We start from the raw sequence: 15,021 nt of genomic DNA, 5'->3' as shown, positions 1-15,021 counted from the left end.
GTGACACCACAAGAACTTATTTTACTGCTAATGTCAGTCCTTGCCAGTGTAGGAGGACAATTTTTCTTAAAAGCAGGTGCGCTAAAGTTAGGTAGAGTTCATATTGGAAATGCTGTTAGTCACATTCTTAGCATCATTACAACACCTGAACTTGTATTAGGACTAGCGTGCTACGGTCTGGGTGCGCTAGCATACATCATGCTTTTAACCAGAGTAAGTCTGAGTATTGCTGGCCCATCTATATCCTTAGTTTATGTTTTCTCAGTTCTGTTGGGTTACTTTATATTTAGAGAAACTATTCCCGTAACCCGTCTTATCGGTTTGAGTTTTATTGTGGGTGGAGTTATTTTGGTAATTTGGCAAAAATAAAACCCAGTTGCATCTAATGAACCTCATCAAAGAATCAATAATAAAAAGCTCTCATCGCTGCACTACTTCTAGAATATGCTTTGAAAAGATAAAAGAACTAGAAGCCATTTTACCTATAAATTTTTTCCCTGTTTAAGCTTATATTGGGAATCAGCGTTTTTGACAGGAAAATGCTTTGTCCAATATCGTCAAAAAAGTTTAACGAGCGCGATCGCCTTTACCCGAATCCTAGATAGGGGCTTATGTAGCCATTATAGACATGATACTTGTAACCAGAGATATTAATTGCTACCTTAGTAATTTTTATACCTCATAACTAACATCTTCACAATCTTGATAATTTTGTTGTAGCAGATGACTAAAAAAGCCCTAATCACAGGTTTAACAGGACAAGACGGCTCTTATCTGGCTGAACTTCTTCTCGCTAAAGGCTACGAAGTTTTTGGCTTAGTCCGCCGCTCTAGCACAAGTAACCTAGAGCGCATCAACCACCTCTCAGGCAATGTTCAAATTGTATCTGGCGACCTTTTAGACCAATCTTCTTTAATGGATGTGGTTAGCGAGTGTCAACCCGACGAAATTTATAATCTCGCCTCGCAAAGCTACGTTCCTCTCTCTTGGACACAACCTGCTCTCACTGCTGAATATACTGCCCTCGGTGTCTCTCGCCTATTAGAATCTATTCGTCGGTGCAAACCCGATGCCAGGTTCTATCAGGCATCCAGTAGTGAAGTTTTTGGTCAACCTGATGAATCGCCTCAGACCGAACGTACTGCTTTTCGTCCGCGCAACCCTTACGGTGTTGCCAAAGCTTACGCTCATTGGATGACTGTCAACTATCGGCAGAAATACAACCTTTACAACTCCTGTGGTATTACTTATACTCACGAATCGCCTCGACGTGGGACAGAATTTGTATTTCGCAAAATTACCCATGCATCTGCCCAAATTAAATTAGGTTTGGCAAATGAACTAAAATTAGGCAACCTAGATGCCCGTCGTGATTGGTGCTACGCCAAAGATGCTGTTTACGCTATGTGGCTGATGTTGCAGCAAGCACAACCTGATGACTATATCATCGCTAGTGGTGAAACTCACTCTGTCAGAGAACTTGTTGAGTGTGCTTTTAACTGCGTTGGTCTTAACTGGCAAGATTATGTCTCGGTTGACCCTGCTTTTTATCGTGCTGATGAACCTGTGCAATTAGTTGGTTCCATTAATAAAATTAAAACTGAGTTAGGTTGGCAGCCTCAGCATTCCTTTGAGCAATTGGTCGAATTAATGGTTGATTATGATCTAAAAAAATTGAGCAACGGCGGAGCTTAAATATTCTGATGCTAAAAGTTGTAGTTGATGCCACCCCAGTGGATTCAAAACCCAGTGGCGTTGGCTTTTATGTTGCTAATTTAATATGCGCTCTTGATGTATTACAAAAAGAGGAAAATTTTAAGTTAGGAGTAGTTTATCAACCAGGGTTAAAAAATTGGCTTCGGGGTGACTTCAGTTTGCCTGAATCCTTTAAACATTCTTCTCAACAGTATGTCCTGCCTTTACCTGTGAGAATTTCAGATTTATTATTAGCTCTAGCATTTAAACCCAGTTTATCTTACTTTGAAAAATATTTTGGTTCTCCAGATATATTACATGGTACAAATTACTCAGTCTATCCCTGTCAAAATAGTTTAAAGGTAATGAATATATATGATCTGACTTTTATTAGATATCCTCAATATATAAATTCAGTTGTAAAAACATATACAGAAAAGGTAAAGCGATGTTTACAGTGGACAGATTTAGTTTTAACAATTTCAGAAAGCTCTAAAAAAGATATTATTGAATATTTGGAAGTAGACCCCAAAAAAGTCTATGTCACACCTTTAGCTAGTCGCTACTATCCTAATTACTTATCTGAAGAAATTGCCCAAAACCTAGAAAAGCAAACTAATTATGATTTCTCCAAACCATATCTACTTTTTGTCAGCACAATAGAGCCAAGAAAAAATATTAATAATATAATCACAGCTTTTGATTTTTTAAAAGAAAGGTATAAAATTGAACATCAATTAATATTGATTGGTAAGAAAGGATGGAATTACGAATCGATATTCGCAGCTATTGAAAATTCGCCTTGGGCAAACCAAATTCATCATCTTAATTACCTATCTAATGAATTAGTTGCATTATTTTATTCAAAAGCTGATATCTTCGTTTATCCATCTCATTACGAAGGGTTTGGTTTACCCGTATTGGAAGCAATGACGCTAGGCGCTCCAGTCGTCACCTCTAATACTTCTTCAATACCAGAAGTTTCAGGAGACGCTGCTATATTGATTAACCCCAATGATCCTATTCAACTAGCCGAAGCTATCCTGAAAGTCATCAGTGATTCCCAGTTACGCCAAGAATTAATTAATAAAGGGAAAGCCAGAGCAAAATTATTCTCCTGGGAAAGAACGGCAAAAGAAACGTTAAACGCTTATAGAACCATTATTTAATGACAATAGTAGACAATCTATCCGCCAAACAATTAATTATTAACTTATCTATTCTGTTGTCTAAACCAACGGGTATAGGCAACTATGCTCAAAATCTTTTTCCTTATTTAAAATCTTTTCAACCCACTCTATTAGTAGCGCAAAAATATCCCGATTTTGACTGCTATTCAGTCCCGTTAAACTTAACACCAGACCACGGCACAAAAGGTCATTTTAACCGCCTCATCTGGACGCAATTTCAACTACCACAAATATATAAAAACCTCAAATCAAGTCTTTTATTCTCGCCGCTACCGGAAGCACCCCTTTATACTAACTGTCGTTTTGTTGTCACATCTTTTGATATGATACCGTTGCGTTTTGCCAAAGGCTTCTCACCACTCACAGCCTACCATCGCTACTACACTCCCCAAGTTCTTAAGCAAGCGCAACATATTATTTGTATCTCCCAGACTACAGCGAAAGATATTATCGATTTCTACCAAATTCCCGCCAGCAAAATTACTTTCATCCCCCTCGCCCACGATCGCACTCACTTCCGTCCTCTCAACCTCCCCACCAGCAACTACTTTCTCTACATTGGCCGCCAAGATCCATACAAAAACATCCAACGGCTCATCAGTGCTTTTGCGGCGTTACCTAACTGCAAAGACTATGAACTATGGTTAGTAGGGCCAATTGATTCGCGTTACACCCCGACTTTAAAAGTGCAAGTTGCAGAATTGGGTGTAACTAATCAGGTAAAGTTCCTTGACTATGTTCCTTACAGCGAATTGCCAAAAATAATTAATCAAGCGATCGCTTTGGTTTTCCCCAGTCTGTGGGAGGGTTTTGGTTTACCAGTCCTCGAAGCAATGGCTTGTGGTACTCCTGTCATTACCTCCAATCTTTCCTCCTTACCAGAGGTGGCTGGCGATGCGGCGATTCTGATCAATCCCTACAACACAGCAGAAATTACAGAGGCGATGCAGGCTGTTGCAACTAATTCAGAATTGCGATCGCGCCTTTCTAGCCAAGGTATCACTCACTCCCAACAATTCAGTTGGGAAAAAACAGGAAAGGCAACCGCCGAAGTTTTATCCCGTTACCTATAAGCTAACGCCAGGATTTAAATGCAAGGATTTGGGATTTTGTCAAGTTTTTAGATTATCTTGACTAATGACTTGATAATTAATCCTAAATCCTGATGAAAGCACTAATTCTTTCTGGCGGTAAAGGTACACGCTTACGTCCCCTCACCTACAGCGGGGCAAAACAACTTGTACCAGTTGCGAATAAACCTGTTTTATGGTATGGCATTGAAGAAATGGTTGCGGCTGGTATTACTGATATTGGCATCATCATCAGTCCAGAAACCGGAGCAGAAGTCCAAGGGAAAACCGGAAATGGAGAATCCTTTGGAGCAAACATCACCTACATCGTGCAAGACCAGCCACTTGGACTTGCTCACGCCGTTCAAATCGCCCGTCCATTTTTAGGTGATTCTTCCTTTGTGATGTACTTGGGCGATAACCTGATTCAACTAGGTGAGTTACGTTACTTTCTGGAACAATTTAGCCAGCAACAGCCAGATGCTTTGATTCTCTTGCGTTCGGTTGCCAACCCTAGCGCCTTTGGCGTGGCTCAGGTAGATGAAACAGGACGGGTATTACAGTTAATTGAGAAACCCAAAGTTCCTCCTTCAAATTTGGCATTGGTAGGGGTTTATTTTTTTTCTCACCTCATCTTTGATGCGATCGCCAATATCCAACCTTCCGCCAGAGGCGAACTAGAAATTACTGATGCTATTCAATACCTCATTAATCAAAAAAAGCAAGTTGTAGCGCACAATCTCCAAGGTTGGTGGTTAGATACTGGTAAGAAAGATGACTTACTAGAAGCTAACCGATTAATTCTTGACACCTATCTGACAGTATCAGTTGTGGGCGAAGTCGATGCCCAAAGTCAGATTATTGGGCGAGTCCAAATCGGTGCAAAATCTAAAGTAATTAACTGCACAATTCGAGGGCCAGTGATCATTGGTAACAATTGCCATTTAGAAAACTGCTTTATTGGCCCTTATAGTAGTATTGCTAATAATGCCACACTCATTGATACTGATTTAGAACATAGTGTGATTTTAGAAGGTGCTAAAATCGCCGGAATTCATCAGCGCATTATTGATAGTGTCATTGGACAACGGGCGCAATTGACTCTTGCGCCCCGTCGTCCCAAAGCCTTGCGATTTCTAATTGGCGATGACTGCAAAATTGAATTAACCTGATTTACTGGTTAAAAATACGATAAACCATCGTTAAAGTTGGAACATAGTGCCTGTAAAATATAAATGCGAAATTCATCTCACAATCAGAACACGCGGCACATCCTATAAATAATATTAATGAGCATTTTACATACCAAAATTTCTGAAGTTCTACAAATTGAACCCCAAGTATTTGCAGACGATCGCGGTTTCTTTTTTGAAGCTTACAACCACCAAAAATTTGCTCAAGAGATCGGGATTGTTACGAACTTCGTCCAAGATAACCACTCTTGTTCTAAGCAAAACGTCCTACGTGGATTGCACTATCAAATCCAACAACCCCAAGGAAAACTCATCCGGGTTATTTCTGGTACTATTTTTGACGTAGCCGTAGACATTAGAAAAAGCTCGGCTACTTTTGGTAAGTGGGTAGGTTCTGAACTCAGTGCTGAGAACAAACGACTACTGTGGATACCACCAGGCTTTGCTCATGGTTTCCTCGTGCTTTCAGAAGTAGCTGAAGTTCTCTATAAAACTACAGATTACTACGCGCCCCAAGGCGAGCGCACAATCTTATGGAACGATCCAGATTTAGCGATAGATTGGCCCTTAAATGCGCCACCGATTTTGTCAGCTAAAGACCAAGCTGGTAAACCTTTGAAAACTGCTGAAATATTTGATTAAGTAGTCATTGGTTATTGGATTGTGTTACAGACCCCTCCTCTTGTAATACCCTAAGCTTACTTTTATGGTGAGCGGAAAAACTTTGTCTTTCATCGGAATAATTCAAACCACGTTAAAGAGTGGGCGTAGCTTTGGACTAATGACTAATAACTATGAGTAAATCAATTCTGCTGATTGGTAGCAATGGTCAAGTGGGTAAGGAACTGCAACAAATCCTCACATCTCACAGCAATGTTATCTCAGTAGCGCGCCCAACAGTAGACCTTGCCCAACCCGATACTCTCCGCAACGTTATCAGATCAAAGCAGCCGCAAATCATCATTAACGCCGCTGCTTACACTGCTGTAGACAAAGCCGAAAGTGAAACCGAACTTGCTACCGCTATTAATGCTATTGCACCCCTAATTCTTGCCGAAGAAAGCCAAAAATTAGGAGCTTTTCTAATTCATATTTCGACCGATTACGTTTTTGAAGGTAATGGCTGTAGCCCTTATCAGGAAACTGATGCGACTAATCCTTTGAGTGTCTACGGTAAAACCAAACTCGCTGGAGAAGAAGCTATTCGGGAAACTTGCGCCCATCACCTTATACTCCGTACTGCTTGGGTTTATGGAAACTTTGGCAAAAGTAACTTTGTCAAAACCATGCTGCGACTAGGTGGAGAACGTCAAGAACTCCGTGTTGTCGCCGATCAAATTGGTAGCCCAACCTGGGCGCAAGATATAGCCGCAGTTATCGCCCAGATAATTCCCCAGTTAACTCCGGAAATTAGCGGCACTTATCACTACACTAATAGCGGCGTTGCTAGCTGGTATGATTTTGCCGTCGCCATTTTTGAAGAAGCCCAACAGCTAGGCTTCCCTTTGAAAGTTGAAAGCATTGTTCCCATTACAACCGCCGAATATCCGACACCAGCCCGTCGCCCTGCTTATTCCGTCCTTGCTTGTGGAAAAATTTCCGCACTTCTAGAGACTTATCCCCCCCATTGGCGGCAAAGACTCCGACAAATGCTTGCAGAATAGGGAATAGAGAATAGGGAATAGTTATTTTTTTCTTGTCCCCCTTGTCCCTTTTGTCCACCTCATCTCCCCAGTCCCCAGTCCCCAGTCCCTATCCCCTTTTTAATACTCCCGTCTCTCGTTGTATAGGCAAGACATTTAAAATATCAGTTTGGGAACAATATTTTAAATCATCTAGACAGTCAAGGCGTAACAATCTTTGACCGTGACTAGCTTGGTGAAGTAATCCTAATAAGTTATCTTGCCACTGAGAGTAAAGAGCGATCGCACTAATTACTTCATCATTTCCAGCGAGTTCTTCTGGTAACAACTTGGTTTGTTGCAAAATACTGTGAGCGATCGCACCCGCACAAACTGTATCCTCTAAAGAAAAACTACCTTCCCAACCGGAACCGACAATCCACACTGTCTCTGGTTGCTTATCTAAGAGAAATTGCACCACCGCAGCTCGATTAATTAAGGCTGCTGCTAAGACATTTGGAGAATCTTGTACCCGTTGTAAGGCACGAGTGCCATTTGTGGTACTGATAAACAAACGCCGCCCTTGCACCAATTCTGGTGTGCAGTCAAGGGGAGAGTTACCCAACTCAAAGCCAGCAACTTTTGCGCCGCCCCGTTCTCCAGCCCGCAGCCGTTTTTCAGAAGGCCATTTTTCGCTAACTTCAATTAACTGATCTAAATCGCTGAATACTTGTACAGCTTCGCCTCCAGATGCTAAGACAGTCGCTATTGTGCTAGTGGCTCGCAAGACATCAACTGCGATCGCACATTCTGGCGCTTTATCCGTTGGAGTCAATTCAGGAGTGTGGTATACGAATAACTTCACGGGCTGGATACACCTGTTTTAATACTACTGCCGTAAATAACATTCTACCTAGTTGGTGTCAATGACATACTCCTACACTGCGTTGCTTGCAACGCAGTGTAGGCTTCTCACCCAGTTAGAGTCGATAGAAGTGTTACCACTCCTACCTCTCCTTCAGAACGGAACGTGAAACTTTCGCTTCATTCCGCTCCTCAATAACTTCATCCTTGTTATGGATACGATTCAAAACGGGTTATCGTCATAGTTCTTGTGGAGGGAACCATCTTTAGCCGTCTTTGTGTCGTGGCAGTGTTTGTGTAGAAGCTTGAGGTTTTCATAGGTGTCTTTACCACCTAATGAGGTTGGTTTGTCATGGTCAACTTCTACAATATCTGTAGTTGTAAAGTACAGAACACAGTGGGTACATTTACCCTGTTGCCTCTTGAGTAATTTTGCCACTCTGCTAGGCGTTTCCGGGTATTCTCCACGTCGCTTACTCCAGTAAATCCAGTCTCCATTGTACGGACTAGCTTCGCCCTTCACTTTGACGTGCCTTATAATTGGCGTTGCCTGATGTTCGGCTAACTCTAGACCCTCCTCTGTACTGAAACACCATTTTCGGTTTCCTACTGTTCGCCAGTATTTGTCCTTATTGATGTCACCCTTTCCCCGACTCCTAGCCCAGGCTCTTAACTTTTCCCACATCAGACGGTCTATTTTACTGAAGGTTTCCTTGCTGACTACTGATGAGTAATAGTTTGACCATCCCCTGATTATTGGATTCAGCTTACTGATTAGGGCAGCTTGAGGGGCGGTCTTATGGGTATCTATTATTTCAGCAATCTTGTCTAGATGGGTCTTAACCTTGGCTTTGGATGGGGTGATTAGCGTTGTAAAACCTAGCGGTCTTCCGTTGGAATTCTTGGCACTTCGGTAGTTTCCTACTTTGTGCTGTTGTACGTGGAACCCCAAAAACTCAAACCCAGTGCTACCTTCAAATTTGCTATAGGTGTGGGTTAGTTTTGTCTTGCTTGGTTTTAACTCCAGTTCAATATCACTCAACCATTCCGCGATTATTTTCTGACAGCTTTGTACTACGTTGATATCTTCGTGTATTATCACGAAATCATCTGCGTATCGAATTAAACTTAGGGTTCGACGGTTTTTTACCTTATTCCCTTTTAGCGTTTCAGCGTATTGCTTAATTCGTTCTTCCATACCATGTAGGGCAATATTAGCCAGAAGCGGTGAAATAACTCCGCCCTGTGGTGTACCCTCATTGGTAGGGAATAGCTCTCCCTTGTCAATTACCCCTGCTTTGAGCCAAGCTTTAAGTTGCCTTCTCATTGTCGGGAATGTGTTGACTTTTCTCAGTAGCGCTTCATGGTTTATGCGGTCGAAACATTTGGCAATATCAGCATCCAACACATATTTGGACTTCTGATTGATACTGGCAAATACTGCTCCAATCGCATCGTGACATGAACGTCCTGGTCTAAAGCCGTAACTGTTTGGCTCAAATTTTGCCTCCCATTCTGGCTCTAACGTTAGCTTCACTAACGCTTGCAATGCCCGGTCATGTATTGTGGGGATTCCTAATGGTCGTTTTTCATCTGTTCCTGGTTTGGGAATCATCACCCTACGAGCGGGTTCAGATTTACCAGTGATTCTCAGATTTTTGACTAGGGTCATACGTCGCCTTGGGGTCAATGCTTTCACACCATCCACACCTGCTGTATTTTTACCTTGGTTGTCCTGAGTGACCCGTCTAACCGCAATACACTTTGCAGACCAAGACCTAATCAAGGTCTTTTGAAGTTTGCGAACTGCTTTTACATCGCCACGCTCACTCGCTTGGAAAATTCGCTTTTGCAACTTGAACGTAAATCTCTCAGCTTTACACCAATTGATTTGGTTCCATTCCACCATCAGATTGTTCTGTGTTTTAGACTTATTCATTGCTACTTGTCTTTCTTCCGCTTGGAGTTATCGTGTATCTGTCTGCATATCCTTGCCGTTACAGCAAGACATTCGCTTCTGATACAATCCCTCCCCTACAATCATTCGTTAGCTACTTACTGGATATTCGACCTTCCAGAGATATCTAGGGGTTACTTCGTTCCGATTACACCTGTTGACTCTTTAGCGTGATGCTTTCCACCGGGTTTTATGGGCGGTGCTTATAAGTCGGTCGGATAACCGCTTATGCCCTATCCTTGCCTTTTGGCTTGGTCTTGAGCAGCCATTTTGACCATTGCAGTTAACGGTGGTTCAGACACATCTTTGCTTTCGCTACGCATGGAGTCTTGCTCGACAGTTACCAGATTTGGCTACCAGTAGTCTGCCTTTTTACCCCCGCTTTACCCTGATGGTTGCTACCCATCAAAATAGGGGATATGCTTTTACCTCTGCACTTGAGGACTAGGACTAGGGGGAAACCCGCACCTAGAGGTGTAATCAGTTATCACCAGTCTCATCAACTGGGTTAACCGTCCCGTGAGCCTTTCAGCTTACTTTAGGCTAAACGAATCGCACATCCGGCTATTGCTTAGGAGGCGATGAGCTTTGTTTTAAGTCCACAGAATGCCTTGCCGCAGACTATGAATTTCCTACCTTGTACCCTACAAGTTTTACTGTCCTAGATGAAATGCTGGCATATTCGCACTATTGGACAAACCAATTGGTAATTTGTATTAATCAAGATGTGCCTACTTAATTTCATGCTGTGCAACGTAGTCGCTTACCAATAGTCGCAATGCTACTGGGCAGAGGCTTATCAGACACCAATGTGGGTCAAGCTTACCATAAGTATTTTACCAGAAAAAACTTATTAAATTGGCAACTTTATTGTCTCTTAGCTAACTACAGTTACAATTATCCCACAGCATTTTTTAGCATCAAAATGCACAATGTATCCCATTGAATACATCAATACTCAAAAAGCCATTCTTATGCTTCTGGACTTTCAGACTTGTTGCACGATCTTGTAATCTAAAACAAGAAAGACCTTTAACAAGTTACGGTTAGAAGGCATGGGCATTGGTCAATAATCAATAGTTCCTTTTCCCTTGCTTCCTCATCTCCCTCACTCCCCCTTCCTCTTCCCCATTGAAATTGCTATGGCACCTTTACCTGACTACCGCCCGAAACAACTATCTTTAGGCCCGTTGGAAGCGGAAATTTTAAATATCATCTGGGAACTTGGTTCAGCCACAGTCAAGGATGTACACGATCGCATCCTCGCCGATCCCAACCGCGAATTAGCCTATACTTCTGTTACTACCGTTTTACGTCGCCTCACTGATAAAGGTTGGCTGGCTTGCGACAAGAAAGAGCGCGCATTCTATTGGCGGCCAATGCTGAGTAAGCAGCAATCAGAAGTGATCAAAGCTCACGAGCAGTTACAGCGATTTTTAGCGGTGGGGAATCCCGATGTTATTGCAGCCTTTGCTGATAGTCTCGATGAAGCAGCTAGTGAGCAAATAGCAGCGATCGCCAAACGCATTCAATCTGCACGCCAAGCCAGGGAGGAACAATGATGCATCTGATGATGATTTTGATTGCTTTGGCAGTTGCCTGGTGGTTAAGATCAGCTTGGAATCAACCCCAAGGCAATTGGAATTTGCGGTGGCAGCGATCGCTGTTTCTATTCCTCTTCCCGCCCTTGCTAATTTTCATGACTGCGATCGCTGTGCTGTTCATGGGGCCTCAAGGACAAATGGGCGGAATGTATACAGGCTCAATTAGCTATTTACTAGCATTAATTTATTTGGCATTTTTTGCCATTTCATGCATTAAACTTGCCTTGCAGGGTTGGCAGTCTGTAGAATCTGCCCGTAACTGCCCTTTAGTAAATGTTGGCGATAGACGAGCCAGACTGCTGCAAACGGGGGCACTGTTCGCAGGTCAAATCGGTTTTTGGCAACCAGAACTAGTGGTTAGTCAAGGATTAGTGCAAACTCTCTCACCAGCTCATTTAGAAAGCGTCTTAGCCCATGAGCAAGGGCATCACTATTACAGGGATACGTTCTGGTTTTTTTGGTTGGGTTGGGTGCGTTCTTGCACTGCATGGTTGCCGAATACAGAGCCTTTGTGGGAAGAATTGTTAGCTTTGCGCGAACTCCGTGCCGATGGTTATGCAGCATTGCAGGTAGACCCTCTGGTGCTAGCGGAATCACTTTTATTAGTAGTTAGTAGTGGCCCCGTTTTATCGGAAATTTGCTGTGCTGCATTAGGTTCCTCTGGCGCAGATCGCTTAGAACAAAGAGTAGAAGCTCTATTAGCACCACCAGAACCAACTCCAGAAGCTCAATTGCAATCCTGGCATGGCTTTCTGTTGGCGTTCCTGCCTCTACTGACTGTGATGTTTCACACTTAAGTTTAATTGAAAAAGCGATTTTAATAACAAGTGTAGAGACGTAGCAGTGCTACGTCTCTATTTAATTTTTGTAAGTCTATGCATTAGTATAGTGCTGGCTTATTCTTCTTCTAGCAACTGCTCTATATATTTTTGCACCAAAGGCACTTGAAAAGCATTGCCTTCTGGGTCAAAATTTCTTTTCGCGTTAGTTTGCGGACAACGCCTTTGTCTTGCTGTGTGGGATTTTCCTCGTGGATTGATTATCCGGCGCAGGAGAGAGCGTAGGCGTAGCCCGTCGTAGACATTGCTATCTGCTAAATTCGTCCATAATTCCCGAAAATACTAATCGCCTCGCTCAAGCACAACAGGTATCTGAGAAAAATATTTATTTGGCAAATGGCCCAATGTTGACTGCTAAAAGTGCAAAACAGACCCTTGATGCGATCGCAGTCTTTGTTGAAATTCCAACACTTGTTTAGGACAAGCACCAAAACACCCATGATTCAGAAACGTCACAACCGAGTCAAGCGACCATAAATCTCTGATGGATAATCTAAAATCCAAAATTTAAAATCCAAAATCTCTAAACTCCCCAGGCTGGATTCGAACCAGCGACCAATCGATTAACAGTCGATCGCTCTACCACTGAGCTACTGAGGATCACTCACGATTTATAATCTTAGGGCTAAAAATAGAATTTGGCAAGTACTTTCGATAATATTTTTTTTAGATGCTTAATTTATAGAAATTTTGCAGCCAAAACCCATTCAGGAACTTAAGCAGAGAGTGTTAAATACTATAATCCCATTCGTAATTCAGCCAGACGTTGCCGCGCCTTAGCATCAATGGCATTAGCTAAAAACCTACTCTTAGATTGTTTGCGCGTGTGATACTTTTGCCGCATCCGGCAAACAGTTGCTTCCACTTCCCCACAAAGTTGTTGTGCAGACAACCATTCAGCCCCATACCCTTGAATCATCAGCTGTTGTGCCCGATCTGATGTAGCAACAATCACACGAGAAATCAAAGATTGAGCTATTTGCTGCCGAAAAGAAGCACAGGATTTTTCAATATAAGTATCTGCTGTTTGCCCATAATCAGTGTAATAAACAGATAAAAGCTCAGTAATAATTTCTTTATTACTAGAGTTGTTTTGATATTGGGCATCAAAAACTATCTGAGTTGTGTAACCTTGAAACGCACTATAACCAGTCATTGCTTCCACAAGTTCGCCCCGTGCGGCCTCTAATCCAACGCTATCACGCGTTTTTTTAAGGCAAGGCCAAGCACCTATGATATTGTAGCCGTCCACTAACAAAACGGCTTGGAGTAAGGAACGGGGCATGGTTTTTAATCACAATTTTCTAGAGTTAACAAAATTCATTCATAAGATTTATAATAATTGATCAATTGTGTGTAACACTATGCTACATAGAATAAAAAATACGGCAGCCTCACAAAACTCAAGCCTAAGATAGACGCACCAACTTAAAACGCGCCTTAGTTTAAAAGGCGCGTTGCAGTTCTTTTTTAGTAGTAATCAGGAGTGCAGTTTAGGAATAGCTAGGGTTGAGCCAGTGCAATGAATTTTACTTATTTACTCAACACGGGCTAAACGCCCCGCTACCGCTAACAGCACTCATTACTCATCACTCCTAACTCAGCACTCATCACTCAGCACTCAATTAGGAAACTTCGCTGTCTACCTCCATTAGACGTTGTTTGAGGCGTTGGGGTTCACCTCTATCTACCAGAGAGCCTTTTTCTAGCAAAAAAGCGCCGTCACAGTAATTTAACTCGTCTAATCGATGTGTCACCCAGAGGGCTGTAATACCTCGACTTTTGACAAGGCGGCGGACACCAGCAACTAAATCTAACTGGCTATCTGGATCTAGTAAGGCAGTAGGTTCATCTAATAATAGAACTTCACAGCGACGGGCGATCGCACCGGCGATCGCGACTCGCTGTTTCTGTCCCCCAGAGAGTGCATAGATAGGGCGTCGTTGCAGGGTAAGCAAATTCACCGCTCCCAGCGCCTCCTCAACCCTGGCTCTGGTAGCAGCAGGTGGCAACTTTTCTTCCACCAATCCAAAAGCCACATCAGCACCAACCGTTGGCATCACCAGTTGATGATCCGGATTTTGGAAGACAAAACCAACGGGGTGCAAAACCCGAATTTCGCCAGATTCAGGAGCTAATAACCCCGCCAGCAGTCTCAGTAACGTTGATTTGCCGCTGCCATTTGTACCCAAGAGCATCCAAAACTCACCCTTGGGTACTTCTAAAGAGCAAGATTTGATCACTTTCTCTCCATTAGGCCAACTGAAATTTAAATCCTTGACCTCAATGCCAACTTGAGACATTTGTCAACCTTAGTTACTCAGCAGCTACAGCAAAAAAGCCAGGTGGTCTGCCACCACCAGGGGTTGTACCATCTTTTTGAACAATCTGCACCCCAGAAATTTCACTAGCGCGCACAGCGATTTTTTTCTCTGTCTTGCCCTCGCACTTGAGTTCTACAATGTCAGGGTTCCCAGAACGGATTGCTGCCAAAATTAGCTGATAGACAGCCTCAGCATCCTCTGCTGACTTACGTTGTACTGAAATAGGGAAAGCAGTGTTTCTGATGCTTAAATCGATGGTAAACATTTAGCAATAATCAAATTTAACTGTGGACTCATTTTAGCGTCAGCTGAGTGATTCTAGGGAAATGGGGACTGGGGACTGGGGATTGGGAATTTCTGTTCATCTCGCTCATCTGAATCAAAAATTAATTTTTATTACAAATACCCTAGAAAAATTAGCGATTTACACCTAATATGATTAAAGGTGTGTAAAAAATTGTAAACTTGGTTAACAACCTGGTTAACTTTCTGCTTGTAGAGGGCTTTTATATAGCCATCTATAATACAGATACAACCTGTACTTATAAACATTTGGAGATTTGCTCTAATGACCATCGCAGTTGGACGTGCCCCCAGTAGAGGGTGGTTTGACGTTCTCGACGACTGGCTCAAGCGCGATCGCTTCGTATTCGTAGGTTGGTC

15 protein-coding genes and 1 tRNA gene are annotated in these 15,021 nt (G+C 42.6%); 9 read left to right on the top strand and 7 right to left on the bottom strand.

Going from position 1 to position 15,021, the window contains the following annotated elements; genetic code table 11:
* The 7 genes from V7L07_RS20100 to rfbD all read left to right on the top strand — a co-directional run bounded on the left by V7L07_RS20100 (position 1) and on the right by rfbD (position 6,812).
* Complete coding sequence (locus V7L07_RS20100) at positions 1-369, top strand: EamA family transporter (protein WP_335060708.1); 369 nt, start codon at positions 1-3, stop codon at positions 367-369.
* Between the two features lie 354 nt (positions 370-723).
* Positions 724-1,695 (top strand): GDP-mannose 4,6-dehydratase, encoded by a 972-nt coding sequence (locus V7L07_RS20095; RefSeq protein WP_335060707.1) that lies wholly within the window; start codon positions 724-726, stop codon positions 1,693-1,695.
* A gap of 8 nt (positions 1,696-1,703) precedes the next feature.
* On the top strand, positions 1,704-2,864 hold the full coding sequence (locus V7L07_RS20090; protein WP_335060706.1) for a glycosyltransferase family 4 protein: 1,161 nt from the start codon (positions 1,704-1,706) through the stop codon (positions 2,862-2,864).
* Complete coding sequence (locus tag V7L07_RS20085; protein ID WP_335060705.1) at positions 2,864-3,958, top strand: glycosyltransferase family 4 protein; 1,095 nt, start codon at positions 2,864-2,866, stop codon at positions 3,956-3,958. Before V7L07_RS20090 ends, V7L07_RS20085 begins: the two co-directional genes overlap by 1 nt.
* A gap of 92 nt (positions 3,959-4,050) precedes the next feature.
* Positions 4,051-5,127, top strand: a complete 1,077-nt coding sequence (locus V7L07_RS20080; protein ID WP_335060704.1) for a glucose-1-phosphate thymidylyltransferase — start codon at positions 4,051-4,053, stop codon at positions 5,125-5,127.
* Positions 5,128-5,244: 117 nt separating this feature from the next.
* A complete protein-coding gene (rfbC, locus tag V7L07_RS20075) occupies positions 5,245-5,790 on the top strand; it encodes a dTDP-4-dehydrorhamnose 3,5-epimerase (RefSeq protein ID WP_335060703.1) in 546 nt (181 codons plus the stop codon).
* Positions 5,791-5,942: 152 nt separating this feature from the next.
* A complete protein-coding gene (gene rfbD / locus V7L07_RS20070; protein WP_335060702.1) occupies positions 5,943-6,812 on the top strand; it encodes a dTDP-4-dehydrorhamnose reductase in 870 nt (289 codons plus the stop codon).
* Between the two features lie 88 nt (positions 6,813-6,900).
* On the opposite strand, the gene V7L07_RS20065 is transcribed toward rfbD, so the two are convergent.
* Positions 6,901-7,635 carry a 2-phosphosulfolactate phosphatase family protein gene (locus V7L07_RS20065; RefSeq protein WP_335060701.1) on the bottom strand — a complete coding sequence of 245 codons (735 nt, stop codon included), beginning with the start codon at positions 7,633-7,635 and terminating at the stop codon, positions 6,901-6,903.
* A 222-nt stretch (positions 7,636-7,857) separates the two neighbouring features.
* Entirely contained in the window at positions 7,858-9,573 is a 1,716-nt protein-coding gene (gene ltrA / locus V7L07_RS20060) for a group II intron reverse transcriptase/maturase (protein ID WP_335060700.1), read from the bottom strand.
* Between the two features lie 1,160 nt (positions 9,574-10,733).
* Between ltrA and V7L07_RS20055 the strand changes: the two genes are divergently transcribed.
* Positions 10,734-11,153 (top strand): BlaI/MecI/CopY family transcriptional regulator, encoded by a 420-nt coding sequence (locus V7L07_RS20055; protein ID WP_335060699.1) that lies wholly within the window; start codon positions 10,734-10,736, stop codon positions 11,151-11,153.
* Entirely contained in the window at positions 11,153-11,992 is an 840-nt protein-coding gene (locus tag V7L07_RS20050; protein ID WP_335060861.1) for a M56 family metallopeptidase, read from the top strand. Before V7L07_RS20055 ends, V7L07_RS20050 begins: the two co-directional genes overlap by 1 nt.
* 396 nt (positions 11,993-12,388) lie before the next feature.
* Here V7L07_RS20050 and V7L07_RS20045 read toward each other — a convergent pair whose 3' ends face one another.
* The 5 genes from V7L07_RS20045 to V7L07_RS20025 form a co-directional block, all read right to left on the bottom strand.
* Positions 12,389-12,538 carry a hypothetical protein gene (locus V7L07_RS20045; protein WP_335060698.1) on the bottom strand — a complete coding sequence of 50 codons (150 nt, stop codon included), beginning with the start codon at positions 12,536-12,538 and terminating at the stop codon, positions 12,389-12,391.
* A 24-nt stretch (positions 12,539-12,562) separates the two neighbouring features.
* A tRNA-Asn gene (locus tag V7L07_RS20040) sits at positions 12,563-12,634 on the bottom strand.
* 136 nt (positions 12,635-12,770) lie between these two features.
* Positions 12,771-13,319 carry an NYN domain-containing protein gene (locus V7L07_RS20035; protein WP_335060697.1) on the bottom strand — a complete coding sequence of 183 codons (549 nt, stop codon included), beginning with the start codon at positions 13,317-13,319 and terminating at the stop codon, positions 12,771-12,773.
* Between the two features lie 340 nt (positions 13,320-13,659).
* Complete coding sequence (locus tag V7L07_RS20030; RefSeq protein ID WP_335060696.1) at positions 13,660-14,337, bottom strand: ABC transporter ATP-binding protein; 678 nt, start codon at positions 14,335-14,337, stop codon at positions 13,660-13,662.
* 13 nt (positions 14,338-14,350) lie between these two features.
* Entirely contained in the window at positions 14,351-14,623 is a 273-nt protein-coding gene (locus tag V7L07_RS20025; protein ID WP_012410874.1) for a hypothetical protein, read from the bottom strand.
* Positions 14,624-15,021: the final 398 nt, after the last annotated feature.

The organism is Nostoc sp. (assembly GCF_036916985.1).
Classification (GTDB): Bacteria; Cyanobacteriota; Cyanobacteriia; order Cyanobacteriales; family Nostocaceae; genus Nostoc.
Note: the sequence above shows the minus strand (reverse complement) of the source record. Positions and strands in the feature narration are given on the sequence as shown.

Excerpts from the sequence above, each read along its gene's own strand:
- V7L07_RS20050 (WP_335060861.1), top strand. The coding sequence starts at position 11,153 with ATGCATCTGATGATGATTTTGATTGCTTTGGCAGTTGCCTGGTGGTTA.
- V7L07_RS20055 (WP_335060699.1), top strand. The coding sequence starts at position 10,734 with ATGGCACCTTTACCTGACTACCGCCCGAAACAACTATCTTTAGGCCCG.
- V7L07_RS20095 (WP_335060707.1), top strand. The coding sequence starts at position 724 with ATGACTAAAAAAGCCCTAATCACAGGTTTAACAGGACAAGACGGCTCT.
- ltrA (WP_335060700.1), bottom strand. The coding sequence starts at position 9,573 with ATGAATAAGTCTAAAACACAGAACAATCTGATGGTGGAATGGAACCAA.
- rfbC (WP_335060703.1), top strand. The coding sequence starts at position 5,245 with ATGAGCATTTTACATACCAAAATTTCTGAAGTTCTACAAATTGAACCC.
- V7L07_RS20090 (WP_335060706.1), top strand. The coding sequence starts at position 1,704 with ATGCTAAAAGTTGTAGTTGATGCCACCCCAGTGGATTCAAAACCCAGT.
- V7L07_RS20085 (WP_335060705.1), top strand. The coding sequence starts at position 2,864 with ATGACAATAGTAGACAATCTATCCGCCAAACAATTAATTATTAACTTA.
- rfbD (WP_335060702.1), top strand. The coding sequence starts at position 5,943 with ATGAGTAAATCAATTCTGCTGATTGGTAGCAATGGTCAAGTGGGTAAG.
- V7L07_RS20030 (WP_335060696.1), bottom strand. The coding sequence starts at position 14,337 with ATGTCTCAAGTTGGCATTGAGGTCAAGGATTTAAATTTCAGTTGGCCT.
- V7L07_RS20025 (WP_012410874.1), bottom strand. The coding sequence starts at position 14,623 with ATGTTTACCATCGATTTAAGCATCAGAAACACTGCTTTCCCTATTTCA.
- V7L07_RS20035 (WP_335060697.1), bottom strand. The coding sequence starts at position 13,319 with ATGCCCCGTTCCTTACTCCAAGCCGTTTTGTTAGTGGACGGCTACAAT.
- V7L07_RS20080 (WP_335060704.1), top strand. The coding sequence starts at position 4,051 with ATGAAAGCACTAATTCTTTCTGGCGGTAAAGGTACACGCTTACGTCCC.